General features: G+C 70.2%; 27 protein-coding genes. 15 read left to right on the top strand and 12 right to left on the bottom strand.

The annotated features are described in order from the left end of the window. Window positions 1–71: 71 nt before the first annotated feature. Window positions 72–227 carry a hypothetical protein gene (locus QC283_RS06270; RefSeq protein ID WP_279560341.1) on the top strand — a complete coding sequence of 52 codons (156 nt, stop codon included), beginning with the start codon at window positions 72–74 and terminating at the stop codon, window positions 225–227. 37 nt (window positions 228–264) lie between these two features. On the opposite strand, the gene QC283_RS06265 is transcribed toward QC283_RS06270, so the two are convergent. Continuing rightward, the gene (locus tag QC283_RS06265) at window positions 265–819 is read right to left on the bottom strand and encodes a hypothetical protein (protein ID WP_279560340.1); all 555 of its coding nucleotides are present in this window, start codon (window positions 817–819) and stop codon (window positions 265–267) included. A gap of 218 nt (window positions 820–1037) precedes the next feature. Between QC283_RS06265 and tsaB the strand changes: the two genes are divergently transcribed. The 8 genes from tsaB to QC283_RS06225 all read left to right on the top strand — a co-directional run bounded on the left by tsaB (window position 1038) and on the right by QC283_RS06225 (window position 7996). Continuing rightward, the gene (gene tsaB, locus QC283_RS06260) at window positions 1038–1691 is read left to right on the top strand and encodes a tRNA (adenosine(37)-N6)-threonylcarbamoyltransferase complex dimerization subunit type 1 TsaB (protein ID WP_279560339.1); all 654 of its coding nucleotides are present in this window, start codon (window positions 1038–1040) and stop codon (window positions 1689–1691) included. Window positions 1692–1741: 50 nt separating this feature from the next. Next, window positions 1742–2227: a ribosomal protein S18-alanine N-acetyltransferase gene (gene rimI, locus QC283_RS06255; RefSeq protein WP_279560408.1), complete on the top strand. Its 486-nt coding sequence runs from the start codon at window positions 1742–1744 to the stop codon at window positions 2225–2227. Further along, on the top strand, window positions 2220–3350 hold the full coding sequence (gene tsaD, locus QC283_RS06250; RefSeq protein ID WP_279560338.1) for a tRNA (adenosine(37)-N6)-threonylcarbamoyltransferase complex transferase subunit TsaD: 1131 nt from the start codon (window positions 2220–2222) through the stop codon (window positions 3348–3350). The genes rimI and tsaD overlap by 8 nt, the downstream gene beginning before the upstream one ends. After that, window positions 3347–3634, top strand: a complete 288-nt coding sequence (locus QC283_RS06245; protein WP_279560337.1) for a hypothetical protein — start codon at window positions 3347–3349, stop codon at window positions 3632–3634. Before tsaD ends, QC283_RS06245 begins: the two co-directional genes overlap by 4 nt. 176 nt (window positions 3635–3810) lie before the next feature. Beyond that, window positions 3811–4863 carry a LacI family DNA-binding transcriptional regulator gene (locus tag QC283_RS06240; protein WP_279560336.1) on the top strand — a complete coding sequence of 351 codons (1053 nt, stop codon included), beginning with the start codon at window positions 3811–3813 and terminating at the stop codon, window positions 4861–4863. A 186-nt stretch (window positions 4864–5049) separates the two neighbouring features. Then, the gene (locus QC283_RS06235; RefSeq protein WP_443032550.1) at window positions 5050–6195 is read left to right on the top strand and encodes an LCP family protein; all 1146 of its coding nucleotides are present in this window, start codon (window positions 5050–5052) and stop codon (window positions 6193–6195) included. Window positions 6196–6319: 124 nt separating this feature from the next. Beyond that, window positions 6320–6676 (top strand): YciI family protein, encoded by a 357-nt coding sequence (locus QC283_RS06230; protein WP_279560334.1) that lies wholly within the window; start codon window positions 6320–6322, stop codon window positions 6674–6676. A 45-nt stretch (window positions 6677–6721) separates the two neighbouring features. Beyond that, window positions 6722–7996 (top strand): RNA polymerase sigma factor, encoded by a 1275-nt coding sequence (locus tag QC283_RS06225; protein WP_279560333.1) that lies wholly within the window; start codon window positions 6722–6724, stop codon window positions 7994–7996. 9 nt (window positions 7997–8005) lie between these two features. Here QC283_RS06225 and QC283_RS06220 read toward each other — a convergent pair whose 3' ends face one another. Continuing rightward, on the bottom strand, window positions 8006–9211 hold the full coding sequence (locus tag QC283_RS06220; protein WP_443032548.1) for a class I SAM-dependent methyltransferase: 1206 nt from the start codon (window positions 9209–9211) through the stop codon (window positions 8006–8008). Between the two features lie 90 nt (window positions 9212–9301). On the opposite strand from QC283_RS06220, the gene QC283_RS06215 reads away from it, so the two are divergent. The 4 genes from QC283_RS06215 (at window position 9302) to groL (ending at window position 13316) form a co-directional block, all read left to right on the top strand. Continuing rightward, window positions 9302–10243 carry a polysaccharide deacetylase family protein gene (locus QC283_RS06215; protein WP_279560331.1) on the top strand — a complete coding sequence of 314 codons (942 nt, stop codon included), beginning with the start codon at window positions 9302–9304 and terminating at the stop codon, window positions 10241–10243. Continuing rightward, window positions 10240–11034 (top strand): polysaccharide deacetylase family protein, encoded by a 795-nt coding sequence (locus QC283_RS06210; RefSeq protein ID WP_443032547.1) that lies wholly within the window; start codon window positions 10240–10242, stop codon window positions 11032–11034. Before QC283_RS06215 ends, QC283_RS06210 begins: the two co-directional genes overlap by 4 nt. Before the next feature lie 228 nt (window positions 11035–11262). Further along, window positions 11263–11571, top strand: a complete 309-nt coding sequence (gene groES / locus QC283_RS06205; RefSeq protein ID WP_055418319.1) for a co-chaperone GroES — start codon at window positions 11263–11265, stop codon at window positions 11569–11571. Between the two features lie 119 nt (window positions 11572–11690). Beyond that, the gene (groL, locus tag QC283_RS06200) at window positions 11691–13316 is read left to right on the top strand and encodes a chaperonin GroEL (RefSeq protein WP_279560329.1); all 1626 of its coding nucleotides are present in this window, start codon (window positions 11691–11693) and stop codon (window positions 13314–13316) included. 63 nt (window positions 13317–13379) lie between these two features. On the opposite strand, the gene QC283_RS06195 is transcribed toward groL, so the two are convergent. From QC283_RS06195 to QC283_RS06150, 10 genes are all read right to left on the bottom strand, one after another. Beyond that, complete coding sequence (locus tag QC283_RS06195; protein WP_279560328.1) at window positions 13380–13952, bottom strand: ATP-binding protein; 573 nt, start codon at window positions 13950–13952, stop codon at window positions 13380–13382. A gap of 181 nt (window positions 13953–14133) precedes the next feature. After that, a complete protein-coding gene (locus QC283_RS06190) occupies window positions 14134–15078 on the bottom strand; it encodes a hypothetical protein (RefSeq protein WP_279560327.1) in 945 nt (314 codons plus the stop codon). Window positions 15079–15592: 514 nt separating this feature from the next. Beyond that, window positions 15593–16582 (bottom strand): hypothetical protein, encoded by a 990-nt coding sequence (locus tag QC283_RS06185; protein WP_279560326.1) that lies wholly within the window; start codon window positions 16580–16582, stop codon window positions 15593–15595. Window positions 16583–16958: 376 nt separating this feature from the next. After that, window positions 16959–17342: a hypothetical protein gene (locus QC283_RS06180; RefSeq protein ID WP_279560325.1), complete on the bottom strand. Its 384-nt coding sequence runs from the start codon at window positions 17340–17342 to the stop codon at window positions 16959–16961. Then, complete coding sequence (locus QC283_RS06175) at window positions 17339–17779, bottom strand: DUF7008 domain-containing protein (protein WP_279560324.1); 441 nt, start codon at window positions 17777–17779, stop codon at window positions 17339–17341. The genes QC283_RS06180 and QC283_RS06175 overlap by 4 nt, the downstream gene beginning before the upstream one ends. 48 nt (window positions 17780–17827) lie before the next feature. Then, window positions 17828–18445 (bottom strand): hypothetical protein, encoded by a 618-nt coding sequence (locus QC283_RS06170; RefSeq protein ID WP_279560323.1) that lies wholly within the window; start codon window positions 18443–18445, stop codon window positions 17828–17830. Window positions 18446–18473: 28 nt separating this feature from the next. Further along, window positions 18474–18662 carry a hypothetical protein gene (locus tag QC283_RS06165; protein ID WP_279560322.1) on the bottom strand — a complete coding sequence of 63 codons (189 nt, stop codon included), beginning with the start codon at window positions 18660–18662 and terminating at the stop codon, window positions 18474–18476. A 16-nt stretch (window positions 18663–18678) separates the two neighbouring features. Next, on the bottom strand, window positions 18679–19173 hold the full coding sequence (locus QC283_RS06160; protein WP_279560407.1) for a hypothetical protein: 495 nt from the start codon (window positions 19171–19173) through the stop codon (window positions 18679–18681). 110 nt (window positions 19174–19283) lie between these two features. Beyond that, the gene (locus QC283_RS06155; RefSeq protein ID WP_279560321.1) at window positions 19284–21065 is read right to left on the bottom strand and encodes an alpha/beta hydrolase; all 1782 of its coding nucleotides are present in this window, start codon (window positions 21063–21065) and stop codon (window positions 19284–19286) included. Window positions 21066–21071: 6 nt separating this feature from the next. Next, window positions 21072–21536 carry a hypothetical protein gene (locus QC283_RS06150; protein ID WP_279560320.1) on the bottom strand — a complete coding sequence of 155 codons (465 nt, stop codon included), beginning with the start codon at window positions 21534–21536 and terminating at the stop codon, window positions 21072–21074. Window positions 21537–22033: 497 nt separating this feature from the next. Between QC283_RS06150 and QC283_RS06145 the strand changes: the two genes are divergently transcribed. Both QC283_RS06145 and QC283_RS06140 read left to right on the top strand, forming a co-directional pair. Next, window positions 22034–24031 carry an RNase A-like domain-containing protein gene (locus QC283_RS06145; RefSeq protein WP_336620624.1) on the top strand — a complete coding sequence of 666 codons (1998 nt, stop codon included), beginning with the start codon at window positions 22034–22036 and terminating at the stop codon, window positions 24029–24031. A 9-nt stretch (window positions 24032–24040) separates the two neighbouring features. Then, window positions 24041–24712 carry a contact-dependent growth inhibition system immunity protein gene (locus tag QC283_RS06140; protein ID WP_279560318.1) on the top strand — a complete coding sequence of 224 codons (672 nt, stop codon included), beginning with the start codon at window positions 24041–24043 and terminating at the stop codon, window positions 24710–24712. Window positions 24713–24795: the final 83 nt, after the last annotated feature.

Raw genomic sequence — 24795 nt, 5'->3', positions numbered from 1 at the left:
TGGTCACATGGTATCCAGCACGTAGTTAGGCATGCCTAACTACGCCCGCCCCCGACCTTCAGGAGGCGTCCATGTCAGAGCCCCAGTCGCAGCCGCCCGCGCCCGCCGGGGTGTCGATGCACGAACTGCTCGCGTCCTGCGCCGCCGCGAAGGCGATCTCGACGCCGCCGCGCGCGCCCGAGCCGGAGACGTGCCACCCCGTCCGGGAGCACCGCGAGGCCGCCTGAACCGTGCGGCGCGACGCGGCGCGTACGGGCCCGGTGCCTAGGGGACGACGACGACCCGCTGCCCGATCGTCGCGAACCGCCACATGGCGTCGCCGTCCGCGCGTGTCTCCCGGATGCCGCCGGTGCGCCGGTCCGGGTCGGGTTTCGCCGTGGAGCCGTTCACCGCCGCGCTGAACCCGATGGTCACGCCCCCGACACCGGCGAAGCGCACGACATGCTCGACCGGGACGCCGTCGGAGCCGGTGACCCGCTTCGAACGGGACGTGACCGAGTAGGTGCCGGGTGCCGGTTCGACCGTGCCGGGTGTCACCTCGAAGGTGCGCCGGACCTTGTTGCCCGGGTCGACCAGCCACACCCGGTCGTCGTCCACCGAGTACACCACCCGTTCACCCCTTCCGGACCCGGCGGGCAGGGCGTCCGGGTGCCGCCGGTCGCGCGGTGCCTTGGAGGCGCCGGGCGCGGGCGTGGCGCTCACCCGGGCCCGGCCCGGGTCGGTCTGGGCGGCGGTCGACGCCTGGTGGCCGAGGACGCCGATCGTCACGAGGGCCGCCGCGGTGAGGCCGGTGACGATACCGGCGCTGCTGCTTACCACTGGCGACCACCTCGTCGTCGTACTCGTGCGTGCGTTCCCCGGCGACGGTAGCAGTCGGTGAGCGCGCGATCACGGTGGGCGACACGGGTGCCGTGGGCCGGTGCCGTGGGCCGGTGGCGCGGGACGACGCGGGCCGGCCCACGACGACACCGGCCGGTGGCGCCGGGCCCGGCGACCGGGCGTCCGACACGGCCCGCGCGGCGCCGTAGGCTGTTTGCGTGCTCTTGCTCGCTCTGGATACCGCCACGCCCGCCGTGACCGTCGCGCTGCACGACGGTACGGACGTCATCGCCTCGTCGAGTCAGGTGGACGCACGCCGGCACGGTGAACTGCTGCTGCCCGCCGTCGACCGGGTGCTCGCCGAGGCCGGCCTGCGGCTCGACGCCGTCACCGGCATCGTCGCCGGGACCGGCCCCGGCCCGTACACGGGCCTGCGCGTCGGCCTGATGACCGCGGACACCTTCGGACTCGCGCTCGGCGTGCCCGTGCACGGCGTGTGCACGCTGGACGGCCTCGCCTACGCCGCCGACCTGGAGGACTCCTTCGTGGTGGCGACCGACGCCCGCCGCAAGGAGGTCTACTGGGCGCGGTACGCCGACTCCCGCACCCGCCTCACCGACCCGGCGGTGGACCGCCCCGCCGACATCGCCGAGCGGGTGGCCGGGCTCCCGGCCGTCGGCGCGGGCGCGCTGCTGTACCCGGACACCTTCCCGAAGGCGCACGAGCCCGAGCACGTGTCCGCCGCCGCCCTGGCGTGCCTGGCCGCCGAGAAGCTCGCGGCGGGCGAGGACCTGCCCGCGCCCCGGCCGCTGTACCTGCGCCGGCCCGACGCCCAGGTCCCCAAGAACTACAAGGTGGTCACCCCGAAGTGACCGGATCGACCGAACCCGTGACCTCGCCCGTGGACGCCGAACTGCGCGAGATGCGCTGGTGGGACATCGACCCCGTGCTCCGGATGGAACGGGAACTGTTCCCCGAGGACGCCTGGTCGCGGGGGATGTTCTGGTCCGAGCTGGCCCACGCGCGCGGCCCCGGGGCGAGCCGGCGGTACCTGGTCGCCGAGGTGGACGGCCGACTGGCCGGCTACGCGGGTCTGGTCTCCTCCGGGGAGCAGGCCGACGTGCAGACCATCGCGGTCGCCCGCGACCACTGGGGCACCGGCCTCGGTGCGCGGCTGCTGACCGAACTGCTGCGGGCGGCGACCGACTTCGAGTGCGCCGAGGTGCTGCTGGAGTGCCGGGTGGACAACACCCGCGCGCAGCGGCTGTACGAGCGCTTCGGCTTCGAGCCCATCGGTTTCCGGCGCGGCTACTACCAGCCGGGCAACGTGGACGCCCTGGTGATGCGCCTGACCGACCCTTCCACCCCCGTACCGGGAACCGAGCGAGGAACCGACAACCATGGCTGACTCACGCGACGAGCCTCTCGTGCTGGGGATCGAGACCTCCTGCGACGAGACCGGCGTCGGTGTCGTCCGCGGCACCACCCTGCTGGCCGACGCCGTCGCGTCCAGCGTCGACGAGCACGCCCGTTTCGGCGGCGTCGTGCCGGAGGTGGCGAGCCGCGCCCACCTGGAGGCGATGGTCCCCACGATCGACCGCGCCCTGAAGGAGGCGGGGGTGAGCGCGCGCGACCTCGACGGCATCGCCGTCACCGCGGGCCCCGGCCTCGCCGGCGCCCTGCTGGTCGGCGTCTCGGCGGCGAAGGCGTACGCGTACGCCCTCGGCAAGCCCCTGTACGGCGTCAACCACCTCGCCTCCCACATCTGCGTCGACCAGCTGGAGCACGGCCCGCTGCCCGAGCCGACGATGGCGCTGCTGGTCTCCGGCGGCCACTCGTCCCTCCTGCTCTCCTCGGACATCACCTCCGACGTCCGCCCGATGGGCGCCACCATCGACGACGCGGCCGGCGAGGCCTTCGACAAGATCGCCCGTGTGCTGAACCTGGGCTTCCCCGGCGGCCCCGTCATCGACCGGTACGCGCGCGAGGGCGACCCGAAGGCGATCGCGTTCCCGCGCGGGCTCACCGGCCCGCGCGACGCGGCGTACGACTTCTCCTTCTCCGGGCTGAAGACGGCCGTGGCCCGCTGGATCGAGGCGAAGCGGGCGGCGGGGGAGGAGGTGCCGGTGCGCGACGTGTCGGCCTCCTTCCAGGAGGCGGTCGTGGACGTACTGACCCGCAAGGCGGTGCGGGCCTGCAAGGACGAGGGCGTCGACCACCTCATGATCGGCGGCGGCGTGGCCGCCAACTCCCGGCTGCGGGTCCTCGCCCAGGAACGCTGCGAGGCGGCCGGCATCCGGTTGCGCGTACCGCGGCCGAAGCTGTGCACGGACAACGGGGCGATGGTGGCCGCGCTCGGCGCGGAGATGGTCGCCCGGGGCCGGGCCGCCTCCGACTGGGACCTCTCGGCGGACTCGTCGCTCCCGGTGACGGAACCCCATGTGCCGGGCCGCGACCACCCGCACGCGCCCTCTCACACCCATGCTCACGACCACGTCCACGAGGTCAGCAAGGAGAACCTGTACTCGTGACCGTCGCGCTGATGTGGGAGGCGCGGGCCGTGCCCGGCCGGGGCGAGGAACTGCTGGCCTGGGCGCGGGCGCAGCCGCTCGACGGCACCCCGCTGCGCCGGGAGACCCTCCGCGCCCCGCAGGACCGCGTCCTCGTCATCACCTGGTGGGACGCCCCCTACGACGCCGACCTGCCGGAGCTGCCCGAGCCGGACGGGGACCTGGTCACGCGGGCGGCACACCGGTGGCGGTTCGAGTCGGTGGACGGGACGCTCACAGACCCGGGCCCGCCGCCGGCGCCGTGACCAGCGCGCCGGCACCCGGCCGCAGGCTGCCGCGCCCTCACGGATCGCGGCGATCCCCGTCCGCCGTCCTCCGCCCTCCTCCTGTCGAATGATTCGACGACAATGGCGAATGTTCCGGAGGTCTGTGGCTCACTGAACTCTTCGTCGAGAGGGTCAGCGGGGATACCATCGCCGTCATGACATCCCCGCAGCCCGCTGAAACCCGGACGCAAAAGCGGTCCGCGCAGACCGCGACCCTCGCCGAGATCGCGCGTGAGGCCGGTGTGTCGGCGCCGACTGTTTCGAAGGTTCTCAATGGCCGCGCCGACGTCGCCCCCGCGACCCGGGCGCGCGTGGAGGAGCTGCTGCGCGACCACGGCTACCGGCGCCGGCGGGCCGAGGCGACCCGCTCGCCCCTGATCGACCTGGTCTTCCACGAGCTGGAGAGCGCCTGGGCGATGGAGGTCATCCGGGGCGTGGAGAACGTGGCACGGGACACCGGGCTCAGCGTCGTCCTCTCCGAGAGCGCGGGGCGCCTCACGCCCGGGCGGACCTGGGCCGACCAGGTCGCCGCCCGCCGCCCGCACGGCGTGATCCTCGTCCTGTCCGGCCTCGACGAGTCCCAGCGGGCACTGCTCACCAGCCGCTCCATCCCGTTCGTGGTGATGGACCCGGCCGGCGACCCGGGCGCCGACGTGCCGTCCATCGGCGCCACCAACTGGCAGGGCGGACTCGCCGCCACCCGGCACCTGGTCGACCTCGGGCACACTCGTATCGGCGCGATCAGCGGACCCACCCGGATGATGTGCAGCCGCGCCCGGATCGACGGCTACCGGGCCGCCCTGGAGACAGCGGGGCTGCCCGTCGACCCGGACCTGATCATGACCGGCGACTTCCACCACGAGGCCGGCTACCGGCAGGGTCTGGAACTGCTGCGCCGCCCCGACCGGCCGACCGCCGTCTTCGCCGGCAACGACCTCCAGGCGCTCGGACTGTACGAGGCGGCCCGCGAGCTGGGGCTTCGCATCCCGCAGGACCTGAGCGTGGTCGGGTTCGACGACCTGCCGGTGGCCCGTTGGGTGGGGCCGCCACTGACGACCGTACGGCAGCCGCTCATGGAGATGGCCGAGGCGGCGGCCCGGCTGGTCCTGGACCTCGGGCGCGACGACGGCTCCGCGACGGCGACCCGGGTGGAGCTGGCCACCAGCCTGGAAGCGCGGAGCAGCACGGGGGCGCCCGCGGCGGCCTGACCGACGTCGGTTGCCGCCCTCGCCGCACCCTCGGCCCCGGTCGCTCTCCCCCGAAGTCTGAGAATTTCCGCAGAATGACGACCCGGCTATGTCCGCTCCCAATAATTCGGACTTATGTTCCTCCTGATGGGGCATTCGGGTGGGGACGCGAACGGGACCGGCACGGGCGGGGGCGGGGGCGGACACATGGCTGCGCGGGATGCGCGGGGTGGGCCGAGCGGACGGGGTGAGCCGGGCGGATCGGGCGGACAGGGTGAGCCGGGCGGACCGGGTGAGCCGGGCGCATCGGGCGGCCCGGGTGGACTGGGCGGCCCGGGCGGCCCGGGTGGGCGCTCGAAAGGGCTGAAGGTGGCCGGCCTCGCCCTGGCCTGTGCCCTGCTGTTCGGAGCCGCCGCGGCGGGCTGGGCCTACTGGCACCTGAACGGCAACATCAAGAGCGTCGACATCAATGGCGCACTCGGCGACGACCGCCCCGCGCGGCCGGTCACCGTCCCCTCCGCCTCGCCCGACGCGGCCCCGGAGCCCACCGGCGCCCTGAACATCCTGGTCCTCGGCTCGGACTCGCGCGGCGGCGAGGAGAACCAGGAACTCGGCGGCGGCGACAGCGAGGGCGCCCGCTCGGACACGGCGATGGTCGTCCACCTCGACGCGGGCCGGACCGCGGCCACCGTGGTCAGCATCCCGCGCGACACGCTCGTCGCCCGGCCGTCCTGTCCGCTGCCGTCCGGCGGCGAGAGCCGGGAGGCGAGCGGCGCGATGTTCAACTCCGCCTACGCCCTGGGCGGGCCGGTCTGCGCCGTCAAGACCGTCGAGTCGGTCACCGGCGTCCGCATGGACCACTACATCGAGATCGACTTCTCCGGCTTCGCCAAGCTCGTCGACGCGCTCGGCGGCGTGACCGTCACCACGGACGTGGACATCGACGACGACAAGAGCCACCTGCACCTGGACGCCGGCACCAACCACCTCGACGGCACCGAGGCCCTCGGGCTGGCCCGCACCCGGTACGGGCTCGAGGGCGGCAGCGACCTCGCCCGCATAGAACTCCAGCACAAACTGGTCAAGGCGCTGCTGGAGCAGATCTCCGCCACCGACCTGCTCACCGACCCCCCGCGGCTGTACCAGGTCGCCGACGCGGTCACCGGCAGCCTCACCACCGACACCGGCCTCGACTCGCTGGGCGAGCTGATGAGCCTCGGCCGCAGCCTCGGGAGCCTGTCGGCGGACGACGTACGCACGGTGACGATGCCCGTCGTGCCGGCGCCCTGGGACGCCAACCGGGTGGTCGCCAAGGAGCCGGACGCCGGTGACCTGTGGGAATCGCTGCGCTGAGGAGCCTCGGGGAAATCGCCGGGGGAAAACCCCGGCCGCGTGTCGATCCAGGGCCCTCCCGTTCGACGCACGGGTGAGAGGCCGGGAAGGACCCCGACCCACCGACCCACCCCGAGGAGCCACCATGCCCCGCTACCTGTCCCTGATCCGCATCGACGAGAACGACGCCCCCTCCGGCGGCCCCAGCCCCGAGCTGGTGCGGCGCATGGAGAAGCTGATGGAGGAGATGACGAAGGCCGGCGTCCTGCTCGACACCGCCGGGCTGACCCCGACGGCCCAGGGCAGCCGAGTCCACTACGAGGGCGGGCGACTGTCCGTCACCGACGGCCCCTTCACCGAGACCAAGGAGGTCATCGGCGGCTACTCGCTCCTCCAGGCCAAGGACATGGCCGAGGCGGTCGAGTGGACCAAGCGCTTCCTCAAGGTGCACGAGGAGCACTGGACGGTGACCTGCGAGGTGCGGGAACTCATGGAGGGCTGACCGGAGTTTCATCCTGGGGGGGGCCAGGGTGTTGCATGGTGGGCCGTGGCAGAACCGCGGCCCACCGAGGCCCTCGAAACCGTCTTCCGACTGGAGTCGCCCCGCGTCATCGCCGGCGTCGCCCGTCTCGTCCGTGACGTCGGCCTCGCCGAGGAACTCGCGCAGGACGCGGTGGTCGCGGCCCTGGAGCAGTGGCCCCGGGACGGTGTGCCCGACAACCCGGGCGCCTGGCTCATGGCCACCGCGCGGCGTCGCGCCGTCGACCTGATCCGGCGCCGGGAGAACTACGCCCGCAAGCTGGCGGAGATCGGCCGCGACCTGCCCACCGCGACCGCACCGCCCGAGGAGCCCGCAGACCCGGACGACATCGACGACGACCTGCTGCGGCTGGTCTTCACCGCCTGCCACCCGGTGCTGTCCGCCGAGGCCCGCATCGCCCTCACCCTGCGGCTGCTCGGCGGTCTGACCACGCCGGAGATCGCCCGCGCCTTCCTGGTACCGGAACCGACGGTCGCGCAGCGCATCGTGCGCGCCAAACGCACCCTGGCCACGAGGAACGTCGCCTTCGAGGTGCCGTACGGCCCGGACCGCGCGGCCCGTCTCGGCTCGGTCCTGGAGGTCATCTACCTGATCTTCAACGAGGGCTACGCGGCCACCGTCGGCGACGACTGGCTCCGTCCGGCCCTGTGCGAGGACGCCCTGCGCCTGGCCCGCGTGCTCTGCGCCCTGATGCCGAAGGAACCCGAGGTCCACGGCCTGACGGCCCTGCTGGAGTTCCAGGCGTCCCGGACCGCCGCCCGCACCGGCCCCGACGGCGCGCCGGTCCTCCTCCAGGACCAGAACCGCCGCCGCTGGAACCGCATGCTCATCGCCCGCGGCATCGCCGCCCTGGACCACGCCCACGCACACGCTCAGTCCCCCGCCACCACCGGCTCCGGCGCCCCGGGTCCGTACGTCCTCCAGGCCGCGATCGCCGCCTGCCACGCGACGGCTCACAGCTACGAGGAGACCGACTGGCCGCGCATCGCCACGCTGTACGGCCTGCTCGCGGCCCGCGCCCCGTCCCCGGTCGTCGAACTCAACCGAGCGGTCGCCGTGTCGATGGCCGAGGGCCCGGCCCCCGCACTCCTCCTCGTCGACGCCCTCGCCGCCGAGCCTGCCCTGCGCGACTACCACCTGCTCCCCAGCGTCCGCGGCGACCTCCTGCGCCGCCTGGGGCGTACGGCGGAGGCACGGGCGGAGTTCGCGCGCGCCGCGTCACTGACCCGCAACGAACGCGAACGCGAGCTGCTGACCCGCCGGGCCGACGACTGCGGCTGAGCGGGCGGGTCAGCGGACCGGGTGTCCGATCAGCATCGTCGGCGCCCCGGCGACCCGGGTCATGAACACCGTCGCCGCGTTCGGCCCCTCGGGCTTGACCTTCCGCCGCAGCTCCTCCGGCTCGACGGCCGAGCCCCGCTTCTTCACGGTCAGGTTGCCGACCCGGCGCTCCCGCAGCAGCGCCTTCAGCTTCTTGACGTTGAAGGGCATCCGGTCGGTGATCTCGTACGCCGTGGCGTACGGCGTCGGCAGCAGTTCGTCCGCGGTGACGTACGCGATGGTCGCGTCGAGGAGCCCTCCGCCGACCTGTGCGGCGACCTCGGCGACGAGATGGGCGCGGATGACGGCGCCGTCCGGCTCGTACAGGTAGCGGCCGGGAGTGCGGACCTCCGGGTCGGGCAGGCCGGTGCCGAGCAGGGTGCGGGGCCCCGGCAACAGCGTGGCCCGCACCGCCCCCGGCGTCACCGCCTCCGGCGTCACCACCCCCGGCGTGCCGCCGAACCACAGCACCGCCTCCTTCACGTCCCCGCCGTCGGAGATCCACTCGGCCTCGGCGTCCGCCGGTACCGCCTCGTGCGGAATGCCGGGCGCGACCTTGAGCGCGGCGGCGCGGGGAGCCGTACGGGCCGCCTCGACGGCCCAGGACAGTGGCGGCGAGTACGCCTCCGGGTCGAAGATCCTCCCTCGCCCCCCGCGCCGCGCGGGGTCGACGAACACGGCGTCGTACCCAGTCGCCTCCACCTCCGTCACGTCCGCCTCGCGCACCTCGATCAGCTCACCCAGCCCCAGCGCCTCGGTGTTGGCACGGGCCGCGGCGGCCGTCGCCGGGTCCCGGTCCACGGCCAGCACCCGGATCCCGGCCCGGGCCAGCGCGATCGCGTCGCCGCCGATTCCGCAGCACAGGTCGGCGACGGAGGTCACGCCCAGGGCGGCCAGCCGCTCGGCCCGGTACGCGGCCACGCTCGCCCGCGTCGACTGCTCGACCCCGTTGGGCGTGAAGAACATCCGCCCGGCGTCCCGCTCACCGAACTTCGCCACCGCCCGCTGCCGCAGCCGGGCCTGCCCGAGCGCCGCCGACACCAGCTCGGCGGGATGCGTGCGCCGCAGCCGGGTCGCGACCGCGAGCTCCCGCGCCGGGTCGGTGTCGCGCACCTCGTCGAGGAGGGCGCGGCCTTCGGGGGTGAGCAGGGCGAGGAGGGCGTCGAGGTCGTTCACCGGGACATTGTGGGCCAGTCGGTGGATCGTGTGCCTCCCGCGCGGTGTCGGGCGCGGCCCGACGGCCGGGGACTGCGAGGATCCGGCACCATGCGAGCAGTCGTACAAAATGACAAGAGTCGGGCGTCCAGGGTGTTTCGGGCGTCTTCTCCAGGGCTCCGGACGCGCGGCGGTGTCGCCGTGCTCGCCGTCGCCGCCCTCGCCTCCGGCTGTGCGCAGGACGCCTCCGGAGAGCGGGGCGCCGCCGGCCCGCAGCCCCTCCAGGCACCCCCGGCCCGAGCGCTCGACGCCTACGCGTCCGAACTGCGCGCGGCCCACACCGCCCGGGTCGCCGCCGCCAAGCGCTGGAACCTGAAGAAGGTCCCGCTGGCGGCCCCGCCGCCCCCCGCGAAGAAGCCGGAGATCAAGGCGCGCGAGGGCTTCGAGGTGGACGGCCAGGAGAACCTCCCGCCGGTCTTCACCTCGGTCCCCACCAAGGAGAAGATCGTCTTCCTCACCATCGACGACGGCGCCGAGAAGGACCCGGCGTTCCTGCGGATGATGAGCGAGCTGAAGATCCCGTACACCGCCTTCCTCAGCGACTACCTGGTGAAGGAGGACTACGGCTACTTCAAGAAGATGCGGGACCGCGGCGTCACCCTCGCCAACCACACCCTGAACCACCCCTACCTGCCCGGCCTGTCCTACACCGAGCAGAAGCGCGAGATCTGCGGCATGCAGGACGTGATCGAGAAGCGCTACGGCGAGCGCCCGACCCTCTTCCGCCCGCCCTACGGCAACTACAACCGCGACACCCTGCGGGCGGCCAGGTCCTGCGGCATCGAGTACGCCCCGATCTGGAACGAGGAGGTCTTCGCCGACCACTGGGACTACCGCGAGTGGGACCGCGAGATCCACCCCGGCGACATCGTCCTCACCCACTTCCGGGGCGAGGACGACTGGGGCGGCACCATGCGCGACATGGTCCGCGAGTTCCTCGACAAGGTCACCGCGGAGGGGTACGCGGTGGCCCGGCTGGAGGACTACCTGTGAGGTGCGGGCGGTTCTGGCCGACCGGGGCCGCCCCGACGGCCACGTCCGCCGTGACCGCCCTGGCCGTCCTGACCGCCGTACTGCTCACCGGCTGCGCCCAGTCCGCCGGCCCCGCCGAACACCCGCCCGCGGCGCGACAGGCCCGGGCGGCCGGCCCGGGCAACGACGACACGGGCGGCAGTCAGGGCAACGGACGGGGGCAGGCCCTGCCGCCCGTCGTGGACCACGTCCGCACCGCCGACCCGGTCGTCTTCCTCACCTTCGACGACAGCGCCGAACGGGACCCGCGCTTCGCCGCACTGATCCGCGAACGGCGGCTCCCGGTCACCCTGTTCCTCACCGACACCGTCGCCGGACCGGCGTACGGCCACTTCGCCCGGCTGCGCTCGGTCGGCGCGAGCCTGCAGAACCACACCCTCGACCACCGCTCCCTGCGCGGCCTGCCCTACGCCGGCCAGCGCGCCGAGATCTGCGGCCAGCAGACCAAGCTCAGGTCCCGCTTCGGCGTCCGCCCCCACCTCTTCCGCCCGCCCTACGGCAGATACGACACCACGACCCTGCGCGCCGCCGCCGACTGCGGCATCACGGCGGTCGTCCTGTGGCGGGCGGCCCTGGACCCCGCCGGCGACCTCACCTACTCCCGCGGTGGCCATCACCTCCACGCCGGCGACATCGTGTCCGTGGCCCCGGACCACCCGACGGGCGTGGGCCTGAGCGCGCGTACCGAACGCCTGCTGGAGGAGATCGAGGAGCAGGGACTGAGGGTGGGACGCCTGGAGGACTACCTGTAGGGGTGCCCGAGGACGCGGCCGTCCAGGCCGATTTCCCCCCGACGCGCCGTCGGCATTGGCACTCCGCTTGACCGAGTGCTAATCGCGGTCATAGTCTCGGCTCTGGCACTCCCCACCGGAGAGTGCCAACTACGCGACGGGCAGGTCCGGCACCCGCGACGACGGATCCACCTGGTCGCCACCTCAGACAGTTAACCCCGTGAGATCTCCGAAGGGGGAGGTCGGATCGTGACGACCACCAGCTCCAAGGTTGCCATCAAGCCGCTCGAGGACCGCATTGTGGTCCAGCCGCTCGACGCCGAGCAGACCACGGCTTCGGGCCTGGTCATTCCGGACACGGCCAAGGAGAAGCCCCAGGAGGGCGTCGTCCTGGCCGTGGGCCCGGGCCGCTTCGAGGACGGCAACCGTCTTCCGCTCGACGTCACCGTTGGCGACGTCGTGCTCTACAGCAAGTACGGCGGCACCGAGGTGAAGTACAACGGCGAGGAGTACCTCGTCCTCTCGGCTCGCGACGTGCTCGCGATCGTCGAGAAGTAGTTCACCGAAGCACCTTTGCTTTTCCACTGCGCCCCTGGCCCCCCGCAACTGACAAGAAGCCGGGCGTCCGGGGCGCAGTGCCGTATAACCCCAAGATTTCCGAGAGGGCTCACGCTCCCATGGCGAAGATCCTGAAGTTCGACGAGGACGCCCGTCGCGCCCTCGAGCGCGGCGTCAACAAGCTCGCCGACACGGTGAAGGTGACGATCGGCCCCAAGGGCCGCAACGTCGTCATCGACAAGAAGTTCGGCGCCCCGACCATCACCAACGACGGTGTCACGATCGCCCGCGAGGTCGAGATCGAGGACCCGTACGAGAACCTCGGTGCCCAGCTGGTGAAGGAGGTGGCGACCAAGACCAACGACATCGCGGGTGACGGCACCACCACCGCCACCGTCCTGGCCCAGGCGCTGGTCCGCGAGGGTCTGCGCAACGTCGCCGCCGGTGCTTCCCCGGCGCTGCTGAAGAAGGGCATCGACGCGGCCGTCGCCGCCGTGTCCGAGGACCTCCTCGCCACCGCGCGTCCGATCGAGGAGAAGTCCGACATCGCCGCCGTGGCCGCGCTGTCCGCCCAGGACCAGCAGGTCGGCGAGCTCATCGCCGAGGCGATGGACAAGGTCGGCAAGGACGGTGTCATCACCGTCGAGGAGTCCAACACCTTCGGTCTGGAGCTGGACTTCACCGAGGGCATGGCCTTCGACAAGGGCTACCTGTCGCCGTACTTCGTGACGGACCAGGAGCGCATGGAAGCGGTCCTCGAGGACCCGTACATCCTCATCAACCAGGGCAAGATCTCCTCCATCGCGGACCTGCTGCCGCTGCTGGAGAAGGTCATCCAGGCCAACGCCTCGAAGCCGCTGCTGATCATCGCCGAGGACCTCGAGGGCGAGGCGCTCTCCACCCTCGTCGTGAACAAGATCCGCGGCACGTTCAACGCGGTGGCCGTCAAGGCCCCCGGCTTCGGCGACCGCCGCAAGGCGATGCTGCAGGACATGGCCGTCCTCACCGGCGCCACGGTCATCTCCGAGGAGGTCGGCCTCAAGCTCGACCAGGTCGGCCTGGAGGTGCTCGGCACCGCCCGTCGCATCACCGTCACCAAGGACGACACCACGATCGTCGACGGTGCCGGCAAGCGCGACGAGGTCGAGGGCCGCATCAACCAGATCAAGGCCGAGATCGACGCCACGGACTCCGACTGGGACCGCGAGAAGCTCCAGGAGCGCCTCGCGAAGCTGGCCGGCGGCGTGTGCGTGATCAAGGTCGGCGCCGCCACCGAGGTGGAGCTGAAGGAGCGCAAGCACCGTCTGGAGGACGCCATCTCCGCGACCCGCGCCGCGGTCGAGGAGGGCATCGTCTCCGGTGGTGGCTCCGCGCTGGTCCACGCCGTCAAGGTCCTCGAGGGCAACCTCGGCAAGACCGGCGACGAGGCCACGGGTGTCGCGGTCGTCCGCCGCGCCGCCGTCGAGCCGCTGCGCTGGATCGCCGAGAACGCCGGCCTGGAGGGTTACGTCATCACCTCCAAGGTCGCCGAGCTCGACAAGGGCCAGGGCTTCAACGCCGCCACCGGCGAGTACGGCGACCTGGTCAAGGCCGGCGTCATCGACCCGGTGAAGGTCACCCGCTCCGCCCTGGAGAACGCCGCCTCCATCGCCTCCCTTCTCCTGACGACCGAGACCCTGGTCGTCGAGAAGAAGGAAGAGGAAGAGCCGGCCGCCGCGGGCCACGGCCACGGCCACTCCCACTGAGCGCGGCGCTGAGCTGAGCTGAACGGTGCCCAGTACCCCTTCGGGGGTGCTGGGCACCGTGCGTTATGCACCGGGAAGGCCGCCGGGCGCATCGAGGAGTACGTCGTCACGCCACAGCTGCAGGAGCAGTTCGGCAAGGCGCTGAAGCTGGTGCGCGGTGCCGTGTTCGGAACTCAGGAGACGTGGTGGAGGGAGCCGTCCGTCACCACGGCCCACACGGTCTTGCCAGGCGCGCCCGACCGCTCGGCCACCCCCCCACTCCTCGGCCAGCGCGGCCACCAGGGTCAGCCCGCGCCCGTCTTCCGCGAGCCTTCGCCCGCCCGGCGCGAGCACCGGCACCCGCTCCCCGCGCACGTCGCTCACCTCCACCAGGACGCGCCCCGCGCCGTCGTGGGCCAGCCGTAGCTCGGCGTTTCGCCCCGGCACCCTCCCGTGGGTGACGGCGTTGGCCGCCAGTTCGCCCACGACCAGTTCCACGGAGTCGTGGACCGGTGTGCGGTACGGCCACCCCCAGCGGTCCAGCTGGTGCGAGGCCAGTCGCCGGGCGAGGCGGGCGCCGCGCGGGGTGGCGCTGAAACGGATGGTGAAGGAGGCGGTGACCGTGAAGGGGGTGACGCCGGTGGAAGCGGTGGTCATGCCCCGAAGATCCCGCTTCGCGGGCCTCTGTGACCAGGTGTTTCGGCCCTACGGCCGGCATCTGTAGAGGTCGGCCCGCAGCCTGTCGGGGTGGTCGGGCCGACCACCGTCGGCCGCCCCCGGCGACGCGGCGGTGGCACAGCGGCGGCACGTCACCGAGGAACCCGTCACCGAGGCGCCGTCACAGCAGGCCGCTCAACGGCAGTACCCGCTCGGCGAGCCGACCCCGCAGCCTCCCCTCGGCGGTGTCGGCCTCCTCCGTGAGCCAGCCGGCGGCGACCAGCAGTGCGGTGTGCTCGGCGACTTCCTCGGGCCGCACGGCGCAGAACGAGGCGACCACGTCCAGCGCGAGGCCGGCGTGCTCGCCGGTGCTTCCGAGACGCCCGTCGGGACGGCTGTGGGCGGCGGTGTACACGGCGAGAAGCCGTGTGGCGGCCCCCGCCTTCTTCTTCCGCAGCTTCCGGTCGCCCACCACCTTCTGCGCCCACCCCGAGAGCCGCGCACGGGTGACCTTGCCGAAGCGGAACAGGCGGGGCTCGACGGGCAACAGCGTGGGGACGGTGACCTGGGTGGGTTCCTCGGGCCGGGAAGTCAGCGCGTCGTCGGCGGACACGTCCTCCGGCAGCCGCAGCCAGCCGACGTCGACCAGCTGCTGGAGCACCCGCTCGGCATCGCCCTGCAGCCAGCCGAGGAGGTCCTGCCCGGTGACGTTCCCCGTGCCGGCGCGCGCGGCCCGCAGGGTGAGCATGAGCACCGCGAGCCGCGCCTCCGCGTCGGGGAGCGGGGCATGGACCCGGACGTGCTCGAGCACGGTACGGCCGTGGACGGCCTGGGCCCGGGTCAGCAACCGCTCGACGGCCGGCCCGTCTCCGTCCGCCGTGACGCCGAGGCGGTTGGCGTTCATCTCGCGTGTCGTCCGCGCCGCCGTCTCCGCCCGCTCCGCCTCCTCGCGCAGGGACGCGTCGTCGGTGACGGCGGCCCACGCTGTGAAGGCGCGGGCCTTGCGGTCGTGGAGTTCGGCGAGGACGGCGAGGTCGGGTTCGGGGCGCCGCTGGTAGGCGCGGAACGCGTCCCCGAGTTCGATCAGCTCCAGCCGCAGCACGTCGGGCTGGAGGTCGTCCGGCACGATCCGCTGCGCGATCTTTCCCCATCGCCCCGCACCCAGGTGCCCGGCAGGGACACCGCCGGGCCGGGGACGCGGCGCGGGCCGGGCACGCGGGACGGAGGCAGCCCCGGGACCGACGCCACCGGGACTGACGCCACCGGGACCGACGCCACGGGGACCGGCGGCACCGGTGCGGGCCGAGACCGGGGCTGCCGACGGCGACGCACAGCCACCGCCGGGAGCGTCGGAGAACATCACCGTCCCCCCGCCGGTCACTGCCCCTTGGCCTGTCTTTTCCCTGTCCGAACGCACCCTGTCGGTGCCGTCGACGAACAGTTCGCTTCGATCACCAGTGCCCGCGTTCACGCGATGCCGCCCTCTCACTCACCGAACCTGCGACCCTCCCGCCTGCTGCGGGCGCAGCCACCTGACGCTACGTCGCCCGGCCACGAGGCCGGCCACGGACTTGGGTGGATCACACGTTCGGGTGATGGTCTGCTCCCGCGTAAGTCGACCGTTCACGGAGAACACGGTGTCAGCTTGTGTGCAGGGCCAAATTGAGTACGACATAGCTGTGGTGCTCGCCTCCGTGCGGTGAGCGGACGGTTGACACGAGGACCTCGGCAGTGATCCGGCGGTTCGCGTAGGCACTCAGCAGGCTGGTGACCTCGTGATCCACGCGGGCAGTGATGACGCCCCGGTCGGCCGTCTCGATCTCCACCGTCCCCCGCAGCACGCTGCCGCCGACGAGCCTGCCCGCCAGCCGTTCCGAGTGCTCCTCGGGCTGCGCGGCGCGCAGCGCGTCCCGGCACCGCTGGGCGTTTCGTGAGCCGAGGCGGGAGGCACGCACACCGTTGTACGGCGAACTCCAGGTCAGGCTGACATCGGTCCCCGAGTCAGCGAGTACCTCTGTCAGGTCGGCAAGACGGTTGAAGACCCGCCCACCCAAGGGCAGCGCTGTTTCGATCACCGCGTCGATGGCTCCCGGGCCTGCCTCCGCCCGGTCAGTGATGTCGAGGACAGTCCCCATCGCACGGTCCAGCAACGACTCCGTCGAGGCCACCTCCGGTAGTGGTAGCTCGTCCTCGTCTGTCGGTGCTTCCTCCAGGACCATGCCGTACGACGAGGGAAAGGTCGCTGCGGCGTAGAGCCGTGTTGCCTTTCGGACGGCTTGCGGCAACGGTCCGTAGTCGTGTGTGGGGCGACTCTCATCGAGGGCGTGGGCGACGGTGGTGACTGCCTCCTGGAAGGAGGTCAGCCACTGTCCGAGCACGGACGACTCCATGCGATGTTCCCGGACGGGCGTCCCTTCGAGAGCCAACCGGAGTGATCGCCGAGCCGTATCGGCTTCGGTACTGCTGGTGGTGCATCCCACGGTCTTCAATAGCTTGCGCTGTTGTGCCGCAGCGAATTCGTCTGCTGACCGCACCGGATGACGACCGTCTGCTTTGACACGGTTGGCCTGCATCCAGGCCCTCAGGGCCTCCTTGTCCGAGGGGTCGGGCAGGTTCTGCGGACTGTTCACAGCAGCACCTCCACATATCCTCGCCGGGCCCCTTCGGGGATACCGTTCTGCCCGCTCCGGCAGCGCTGCCAGACCTCGTCATAGATTCCGAGGCGTTCGAAGACCTTGTGGTCGCCGGGCGCCATGGCCCCAGTCACCCCCAGGGGTAGAGCGTACGGAGAAGCATCAGGGTCGGGGTGAACCCGCTGCTCGTTGCGGCGAGCAGGCGCGAGGCCCGCCAAAGACGGCGGGCCTTTGCTCTTGTCCCGGCCCAGTTCAGATCCACCTCTGGGGCTGCGCACCTCGTTCACCTCACCCAGTGGCACAGGATCGGGTAACTGCGAGTCGCGTACGGCGCCCGCCCGGATCTGCTTCTTGAAGGACGGCTGGAGCTGCTTCAGTCGGCGGCTCGGCCGGTCGAACCAGAGATGACGGTCGGACGGCTTGCGCAGCGCGGGCAGTGGGTCTCGTCTCCTACGGGCCTGCACAGCAGCGGTTGCACGTGGTCGCCCGCGCACTCGCGGGTGCCTGCGAGGCGGGTGGACAGGCGGGGGCCTGGGGGTTGCTGCCGGGCGGGGTTCTCGTCCGCGTGCGGTGACGTGGTGGTGGCGGGCTGGGCGTGGGGCTGGGGCGGCGGCACGTCGCGGAGCAGGTGGCGCAGGAGGCCGCCGGGGCGGTGGACGGGGGTTTCGTCATCTGGCAGGCCGCGCAGGATGTGCGTACGTACGGCGGTGGGCGGGTGACCGGCGGCCAGCCAGCGGGCGGTGAGGCTCGTCGTCACTCGCTCTTCTTCCGCCCCCGCGTCTTCTTCTCGGGGCGCCAGTTGGTCAGGTCGGACTCGGACAGACCCCGCTCCATGCGGCCGTTGTCCAGGGCGGCCTGGAACTCCTCGGCGGGGTTGCCGTCCCACTCCTCGTCGTGGCCGCCGTACCACTGGTACACCCAGGGCATCACTTCCCGCAGCCCGGCGAGCAGTGGCACGAACCGCGGATCCTCCTTCTCCCAGCCGCCGCTCTCGACGCGGCCCCGGATGAGCCCGACGAGTGCGTCGGCCTGGTCGCGGTGGTTCCAGCCGGCCCATCCGAGGAGGAGAGAGGTGTCGGAGTCGGTGGAGGCGCCGGGGTAGGAGACGAACCGCTCCTTGGGTACGTCGAGCTTGCCGCGGTTCGACCAGTAGGAGTTCTTGAGGAAGTCCGCGCTGGTGTACTTCGGCGGCACCTTGTTATCGAGCCGCTGAGCCGAATGTTCTTGTTGGCCTTGATGAGATCAACCCGGGACTGGATGACCTTCCGGTAGTCCTCGTGCCAGTGGGTAGGGATCTCCGTGACTGGCGTTGAGCCGTGCCGCTTCCGGAGGGTCGCTGGTCGTTGCACGCGCGACCTCGTCCGGCGTCAGAAGCCCGTATGCCCCATAGACAGCCCAGTCCAGCTCTTCTTGCATTGCGATCATGCGGGCACGAACCTGCTCATGCGCTCCACGCGCCTTGTCGAGAGCCTTCCGCGTGGGTACGGCAGCGCGGGCGACAGCGGACGGTTCGTGCTTGGCCGACAGCTGGGCGAGGGTGTCAAGTTCCCGGCCGAGGGCGAGAGGGAGCTGCTTGGGGAGAGGGAACTCCTGGAGTTTGGTGCCCGTGAACTCGTAGTACTCCTCCCAAGCGCACCGTCCTGTTGAGCGCTCCCCGCCTCGATTTCCTTTTCCCTGGCACACTTGCTTAAGCCAGAAACCGGCGGCAGAGCTATTGAGTACCCCCAACAACTCCAGATGCCGCTCCTCGCCCGCCCCATCCGGCAATTTGATGACCGGTGCGGTGCGAATGAATTCTTTTCTGTCTCGCCGGAGGCTGAAGTGTGAGTGGGTAGCGACGAATGGGAAGGAAACCAGCATGTTGGACCAGTATCGGGCGGGGGAAAAGCTAGAGTACTCGAACCAGGTTAGTGGTGTCGGTCAGACGGCGCCGAGGTGAGGCGATCTCGGCGGAGAAGCCGTTGAGTGACCCGCCGGCCAGGCCGTACTCGAGCCAGGTGTAGTGGAAAGTCTCCGCGAGCTTCTTCAGCTGCTTCTGCGCCGCATCAGCGGCCTTCCCCTCATTGGCCGCGTGCATGGCGTTGGTGATCTGCTCAGCCCGAAGGCGTCGATGAGAGAGATTCACTGGACGACCAGAAGGTGTCTTCCACGTTGGGCCTCGGAATCGCCTCACCGTAGTAACTGCGGCCGTTCACTTTCGTCGCCGGCGGGGCTACGCTCGACTCCTTGACGCAGGAGGTTTGGATGTCAAGAAAGAACTGGCCCTCCCCGCCGACTACCAAGCTCATGCGGAGCAGTCCGTCACCGCTCTCAGCGTAAAGTTCTGGGAAATCGACATTCGGGCTGACGTCGGTAATCCTGTGCCCGTTCTTCTTCCAATGACGCTCGATGATGCCGAGCAGGGCACCCCTCCTCTCCTTCGAAACCTTCGTCATGACTACCGCACGGCGCGTGACGTCCCCCAGCCCGGTCGACTCTCCACCACAGCTGCCGTGATCCGACACGTCGTGAGTCCACTCGACGGGAGGCTTCACCGCTGAGAAGGTTTCGTCAACAAGCGCGTCGGCCTTGTCCGCTGCCTCCTGCATGTTCACATTCGGATCCTTCCGTGCGCCTTCCGAACCCCCATGGTCACCGCCGCAACCGGCGACGGCGAGGAGTGCCAGTGCGATTCCGATCACTCGGATGGGAAACCTTTTCATCGTGACTCTTCTGTCGTGACTAGATCTGCTCTTCCGGAGACAATTTTGGCGATATTGTTGGCAGCGGACGGGTTTCTCTCGGGATCGAAATATCCCGAGTGGGCCGGGGTCGGTCCCTCACCGGAGAGCCAAATAGGCAATGGGCCGTCGCCCGATTGTATGCGCGTGGCGCCAAAACTCTCGCTGACGGGGTCCCTGCCGAACCAGCGTTCGTCGTCCAGTGCGTTGATGATGGCAGGAGCGGGGCCGATAATGCTACTGGGGGCCGGGAGCCAGGAAACTGGATCATTCCCGGCTGATGCGGCGAATACGTGACCTTCCCCGACGTTGAGCTCGTCGGCGGTCTGCGCACCGGTGCCAGGGCTGCCCAGGAGTACGATGTCGTCGACTCCCGGTATACCGCCCTGTTCTCTCGCCGCCGTTCCCACCAAGAGTGAGCCATAGGAATGGCCAATGGCCGTGACATGAGGATCGACGTTCTCGTTGGTGGCCTGTATGCCTTCCATGAAGCTTCGGTATGCAGGAGCCCCCCTGTCGGCGAGAGTTGTGGACGTCACTTCGGTGAAACCGGGAGCGTCGTAACCCAACCAGACGATGGAAGCGGTGGAGTGATCGTACTTGTATGCTCCTTTTGCGGTCTGAAATGCTCGCCGGACCGTGTCGTCCGCGAAGTCGCCGTCAAGTGCTGTCCCTAGTCCCGGAGCGTAAGCGGATACGTTCTTTGAAGTGTCTGGGTTTCCGTAGCTTACGATTGCTCGACCATTTCCTTCATCCCCGATGCCGAGCAGCAACATGGGTGGTTGGCTGGGAACGGACAGTTTCTCCTGAATTCCTCGCATGCCTTCAAGTTGCGCCTTGGAAGTTTCGTCGTGGTGCCCTTCGAGTTTGGCGATGAGTACATGCAGATTCTCGCGGTTCACTTCATCGCGCACCGTGGCAGGAATTCCGTCCAGGCTTCCAATGGTCTCAGGGAACGCGATCTTGTATTCTTCGCGTTGTTCGTCGGTGAGGGCGTTCCACCACTCTTTTCGGTCGGCGGGGGACTTGTCGAAAGGGACGGTGTCCTGGAGGTATTCGCGCGCGGCCGAGCTGACAGCGTCCACGTCGGAGGCCACGTCCGCCCACGTCTTCGTGCTGACGCTCAGCCCTGGCGCCGCCTTGAGTTTGCCGAGTGCCTCGCTGTACCGCTCGTCGATCTCCGAGGCTTCGCGCAGGGCGTGGGCGATGCGGTCGGCGATGTCCTGAGCCCTGGCGTGGTGCGGGTTGCCGTGGTGGATGTCGATGCCGTCGGCTTCTGCGCCCGGTGAGTACAGGCCGTTGGGGCCAGGGCCGTACAGACCTCTGTTGCCGGGGCCCAGCATGCCGTTGTTGCCGACCGCCGTGCCGCCGGGGACCTCGCCTCCGGTCGCCTTGTTCTCGCCGCCTGCGGGAAAGGTGACGTCTCCTGCCGGGCTGACCGGGTATCCCAGAGCCGCCGCATCGTCCAACGCTTCGATCAGGCGGCGCCGAGGTGAGGCGATCTCGGCGGAGAAGCCGTTGAGTGACCCGCTGACCAGGCCGCACTCGAGCTGGGTGTAGTGGAAATTCTCTGCGAGCTTCTTCAGCTGCTTCTGCGCCGCATCAGCGGCCTTCCCCTCATTGGCCGCGTGCATGGCGTTGGTGATCTGTTTGCCGATGCGCTCCGCGGCTGCATCGGCCGCGTCGCTCACCGCACGGTATCCGTCTGCGGCCTCCGCGTACTCGGCCGGCTTGAGCGTCTTGAGCGCCTTCAGGTCCAAGCGGGATCACCTACCGCTGCCCTGAGCGGCAGTCGCCGCCTGGGAGCCGACACCCAGCGCAGCAATCTCCGCCTTGATCGCCTCGTCGGTCCTCAGCTGGTCGTTGCCCGTCTTCTCCAGCACACCGGCGAGCCCGTCACACCACTCGTCGATGTCCTTCACCCGACGCGTCCACGAGTCGAACACACCCTGCTGCGCCGCGGCGGTCAGAAACGCGGACCCCTTGTCGAGGCCGGTCTGGGCGTCCTCCAGCTTCGTCAACGCCTTGCCCATGTCGGTCCGCAGCTCGCCGAGCCCCTCCCCGGCTTTGGACCACGCAGCCTTGTCCGACCTCAACCTGCCCGACGGGGGCCCATACGCCGGACCCGGGCTCGTAGCACCCCGGTCGGCCGGCAACTGATTGAGTTGCATGTGCGCGGGCTGCCGTTCGGCCGCCGCAGCCTTGAGCTGCTCCCACTCTTCCCACGCCATGCGTGGCCCCTCCCAGACTTCCTGGACCCACCGTCGGCCGAACATGCCTGTTCACCAGCGGTGTTGTGTGGACGAAGTGAACGCTAACGCGCCGTCACCACCGGCCCCACCCGTATCGGACACCAAGAAGCCTGAGTAGCCGTACTCAGAGCGGAACAAGCCGCGAACTGGCCGGATCGGTGTTTTCCGCGCAGTCTCCTCGCGTATGCGTTGCCCGAGTCCGGGGAGGTCGGTGCACCGGCGGCCTGTTGCTCTCATGGCCGAGCGGGACGGAATGTGTACCAAGTCGCTTGCTGTGGCAGCGGTTGACTCCATAGCATCGCGTTCACTATTGCGAATCAATGGTGATCCTGGCGGGGGGGCCTGGTGTGACGTTGATGATGATGGTGGCAGCTGTCTGGGGTGTGTTACAGCTGTACGCCGTTTCGTGGCCGACACGATCGGTGCGTCTGTCGACCGTGCTGCTCGCCCTCGCGGCGGGTGTGTACGGGTGCGGAGTGACCACAGCACTGGTACAACTCGCCTACACCCGTCTCTACGCGGGCCAGTCGGGGAAGTCGCTGATCACGGTGGTGAACACCACTAGTTACACGGTGGCGCCATGGGTGGAGGAACTGATCAAGATCACCCCGCTGCTGCTGGCGGGGTGCAGCCTCCGGATTCGCCGTCAATGGGGACTGACCGACTTCACGGTCCTGGGTGGAGCGCTGGGGGCCGGATTCGGACTGCTGGAGGCGGTCCTCCGGTTCGGCCTGGACGCGGACCGGGCGATGGTCCGCGGCGAGGGCTGGATCATCCCCGACAGTCTGTCGCCACCCTACGTTCCGGGCCTGGGTCAGGTGCTCACCTCCTGGCTGCCCGCACCTTTCAGCCAACTGGCCACGACCGGTCCTCCGGCCACGGAGACCTTCCAGCACCTGGTGATGTCGACCCTGGCCGGGTTCGGGGTCGGCCTGCTGTGGCGTGCACGCGGGTGGGCCCGCCTGATGTCGGTGGTCCCCGTCGCGGTGGCCGCCTTCCACCACACGGTGAACAACTATGCGGCGCGGGAACCGGGCAGCCAGGCCAAACAGTGGCTCGACGACCTGGACGGAAGGGCATGGGCGACACCACTGGTGTGCCTGGCCATCGCCCTGGTCGTCGACCTGCGCCGACTCCACCGGGGTAAGAGAGCCGTGCCCGGCGTACTGCTCGCTTCCGAACGCGCCGATGGAGACAGCGTGGCGACCTTGCTGCGCTACACGTCCTGGCGTCTGCCATGGAGCCTGCTGATCGGGCTGCGTTACGTCAGGCTTCGGCGTTCCCTGCTGTACGCCGCCACGTCGGCACCGGCCGACGACACCGAAGACCTCCGCCGTGTGGTCGCCGGGATCACCGCCCGGATGGACGCATCCGACAACCAGCGAGCCTGGCGAGCGGTCAACCTACGAACGTGGCTGGAAGCAGCCCGGAGAACCCGCCGATCCCGGGACCGGTGGCTTCCGCTCATCCCGTGCGCACTCGTGGTGCCGTCACTGCTGTATCTGGGCGTCGGCACGTTCCCCGCCACGGCCGGCCTCCAGGAGTTCTTCACCACCGGCCCGGGGCCGGAGATCCTGATGGGCTTCGGCATCGCTGCCCTCGCCTGGATCGCCTACCAACTCACCATCCTGCTCCGCACCTGGCGGGCCGTGACGGCACAACCCGTGGCGGAGCTGCTGGCCGTACACCGCTTCCGCCTCGGGACCGCACTGGGGGCGGCCACTGTGGGAACGTTCCTGCTGTGGCACGGGCTCGGCGAGACGGGCCCCGACGGAAGGTCGATCCGGACGCTGCGTCTGCTCGACGCACTGGACACCTTCCTGGTCCATCTCGGCTTCGCTCTCCTCCTGCTCTCCTTGCTGGCACTGTTCCCTCCCGGCGGGCTTGCGCTCGCAGGAGGCGGTGTGGCCGGCGCCCTGACCACCGAGGCCGCCCTCACCGCCGGGGTCCTGGGCTCGTCCGGGCTCCTCCTCATGGGGTTGGGCGCCACGAACGGCTCCGGCGGTGACTACAACGCGTGGCCCCGGAGTAAGAGGAAGGGGCGCACGAAGCCCGAGCACCGTGCGGATGTCCCCGGTGACGAGGGCAAGAGCCTCGGCGGCAGGAGCAAAGCCCACACCATCGACAAGCACGTCGACAAGACCATCGCCGGTATGCGCAAGCGCCTGCGGGAAGACGCCGGCCTGACCGCTGACTCACGCTACGTCGACGTCAAAACGGCACAACGTTTCACCGACAAGACTCTCACCACGGCAGAAAATCAGCGGAAGATATCAGCCTGGCTGGCCAAGGGCGCCAAAGGGCCATTACGGCTGGAAGGAAAGTTCAACGAGAACACGGGGATCCATCTCACCCGCTACGACTTCACTCACGGGCAGCCCACGCAATGGGTGAAGGGAGTCCGGGTGATCCTGAAGGCCGACCCGTCGGCACCGTCCGGCTACCGCGTCCTCACCTCGTTCCCCCAGCCGTAACGCGCATCCTTGGAGCAGCTGATGAGCCAGGCACTTCCGCCAGGGCAACGATTCTACGAACTCAGCGACCTGCTGGCGGCCTACGCCCATGTGGATTTCACGTTCTCCGACACCGCAGAAGCTCCGGGACCCGCCCTGTCCGCCTACCTCAGGATGGCCGCACGTGACCCCGAGCGCGCCGCGACGGCGATTCGGCAGATCGACGACCTGCTCTCCGTCGGTCTGTTCTCCGAGGAGATCGCGGACGAGGTGGAACACCTCCCGCACATCCGTCCGCCGATGGGTACGAGCGTTGAGGACTGTCTTCGCGTGGTGAGGGACCACCTTCACCGCTTCCTGCGCGACCCCTCACGCACCCCGCAGGCGAACCCGCAGAGCTCCTGGGAATGGAACGAGCGCTTCCCGTCCTTGGGTCAGCTGCTCGGCGCCTACTTCCACCGGGACTTCTCCTACATCTACGCGTCCCGCGAAGAGGCCCTCGACGAGTACGTCGGCGAAGCCGAGCCGCAGGACCGCGTACAGGCGGCTCAGGAAATCGGTGAGCTTCTGGAAATGGTGTCGTCGGAACAGGAACTGCGGACTGCGACAACGGCGTTGGGGCTCGACCTCCTGCCGCCGCGAGGGATGTCCCTGCAAGGATGGCTCGAGTCGATTCGTCGCAGGATTGCCGCGGCACAGTGACTTGAGTCCTCGCCGCCTCCCTTCGCCCAGACCGCAGGGGTGCCGCTCTGGCCGTGCTCGCTCGAACGTCCCCCGGCCCGGCC

This window comes from Streptomyces sp. DH41, from assembly GCF_029813785.1.
In the GTDB taxonomy this organism is placed as follows: Bacteria; Actinomycetota; Actinomycetes; order Streptomycetales; family Streptomycetaceae; genus Streptomyces.
Note: the sequence above shows the minus strand (reverse complement) of the source record. Positions and strands in the feature narration are given on the sequence as shown.

Coding starts and splice junctions, on each gene's coding strand:
- QC283_RS06165 (WP_279560322.1), bottom strand. CDS start 18,662: ATGCACGCGGCCAATGAGGGGAAGGCCGCTGATGCGGCGCAGAAGCAG.
- QC283_RS06230 (WP_279560334.1), top strand. CDS start 6,320: ATGCCCCGCTACCTGTCCCTGATCCGCATCGACGAGAACGACGCCCCC.
- QC283_RS06215 (WP_279560331.1), top strand. CDS start 9,302: ATGCGAGCAGTCGTACAAAATGACAAGAGTCGGGCGTCCAGGGTGTTT.
- QC283_RS06170 (WP_279560323.1), bottom strand. CDS start 18,445: ATGCTGGTTTCCTTCCCATTCGTCGCTACCCACTCACACTTCAGCCTC.
- QC283_RS06150 (WP_279560320.1), bottom strand. CDS start 21,536: ATGGCGTGGGAAGAGTGGGAGCAGCTCAAGGCTGCGGCGGCCGAACGG.
- QC283_RS06270 (WP_279560341.1), top strand. CDS start 72: ATGTCAGAGCCCCAGTCGCAGCCGCCCGCGCCCGCCGGGGTGTCGATG.
- QC283_RS06160 (WP_279560407.1), bottom strand. CDS start 19,173: ATGCAGGAGGCAGCGGACAAGGCCGACGCGCTTGTTGACGAAACCTTC.
- groL (WP_279560329.1), top strand. CDS start 11,691: ATGGCGAAGATCCTGAAGTTCGACGAGGACGCCCGTCGCGCCCTCGAG.
- tsaD (WP_279560338.1), top strand. CDS start 2,220: ATGGCTGACTCACGCGACGAGCCTCTCGTGCTGGGGATCGAGACCTCC.
- QC283_RS06240 (WP_279560336.1), top strand. CDS start 3,811: ATGACATCCCCGCAGCCCGCTGAAACCCGGACGCAAAAGCGGTCCGCG.
- rimI (WP_279560408.1), top strand. CDS start 1,742: ATGCGCTGGTGGGACATCGACCCCGTGCTCCGGATGGAACGGGAACTG.
- QC283_RS06195 (WP_279560328.1), bottom strand. CDS start 13,952: ATGACCACCGCTTCCACCGGCGTCACCCCCTTCACGGTCACCGCCTCC.
- QC283_RS06235 (WP_443032550.1), top strand. CDS start 5,050: ATGGCTGCGCGGGATGCGCGGGGTGGGCCGAGCGGACGGGGTGAGCCG.